We start from the raw sequence: 536 nt of genomic DNA, 5'->3' as shown, positions 1-536 counted from the left end.
AAATCTGTGTGGACACTCACAGGTGTTGAGTTAATCGAAACTGCTTAGCCTTCGGGTTGGCAGTCAAAAATTTAAATCAATGTAACAATGAGTGTTCATAGTAATATGTACAGTTTGTTTCTTTTAGCGAGAAACAAAAAATCAGAATTCATTGAGCCGCTGAAGTCGCAAGACGGAAGCAACAAAACTTTAATTGAAGAGTTTGATCATGGCTCAGATTGAACGCTGGCGGCAGGCCTAACACATGCAAGTCGAGCGGCAGCGGGAAGATAGCTTGCTATCTTTGCCGGCGAGCGGCGGACGGGTGAGTAATGCCTAGGGATCTGCCCAGTCGAGGGGGATAACAGTTGGAAACGACTGCTAATACCGCATACGCCCTACGGGGGAAAGGAGGGGACCTTCGGGCCTTCCGCGATTGGATGAACCTAGGTGGGATTAGCTAGTTGGTGAGGTAATGGCTCACCAAGGCGACGATCCCTAGCTGTTCTGAGAGGATGATCAGCCACACTGGGACTGAGACACGGCCCAGACTCCTA

1 rRNA gene is annotated in these 536 nt (G+C 49.4%); it reads left to right on the top strand.

Annotation, left to right across the window (positions count from 1 at the left end):
- Nucleotides 1-190 precede the first annotated feature (190 nt).
- A 16S ribosomal RNA gene (locus tag L5M37_RS24100) occupies nucleotides 191-536 on the top strand; the annotation flags it as partial.

The organism is Shewanella sp. SM69 (assembly GCF_025653985.1).
Lineage (GTDB): Bacteria > Pseudomonadota > Gammaproteobacteria > Enterobacterales > Shewanellaceae > Shewanella > Shewanella oncorhynchi.
This window is presented reverse-complemented; position numbering and strand designations above follow the sequence as displayed.